A 420-nucleotide genomic window follows, 5' to 3' on the forward strand; every position below is an offset into this window, starting at 1 on the left:
CTTCAGCCTCCAAGCTGGCCTGCATGGAGTCGATGGCACGTTGGTGATTTTTCCTTGTGTTTTCGAACTCCTCTTCTTTCTCTTGTAACCTCCTGTCGATCTCTTGTCTAACTTGAGAAAGTTCAAGCTGGGCACGAAGTACTTTGTTTTCTTCTTGTTCTAGAGCAGCCTCAGCCTCTTCAAGAGCAGCCTGCAATTCTTCTTTCTCCAGTTCTAACCTCTTCCTAGCCTTCTCCAACTCGTGTACGCTCCTTCCGCCCTCACCAAGTTGGTCCACGAGGTCCTTGATTTCATCTTGAAGGTTCTTGTTCTCCCTCTTTACAGATTCATAATGCTCCTGGCTCTCTTCGTATTGCGATCTAAGCTTGAAGACTTCAGTGGAATAGTTTCTGCATTCTTTCTGAGAAGCATCAAGTTCTG

1 protein-coding gene is annotated in these 420 nt (G+C 46.2%); it reads right to left on the bottom strand.

Features of this window, described 5'->3' with window-relative positions:
* A partial coding sequence (locus BB427_RS07440; RefSeq protein WP_139119040.1) for a hypothetical protein occupies positions 1 to 420 on the bottom strand: 420 nt, incomplete at both ends.

It is taken from the genome of Pseudoalteromonas sp. BMB (genome assembly GCF_001709235.1).
GTDB classification, from domain to species: domain Bacteria; phylum Pseudomonadota; class Gammaproteobacteria; order Enterobacterales; family Alteromonadaceae; genus Pseudoalteromonas; species Pseudoalteromonas maricaloris.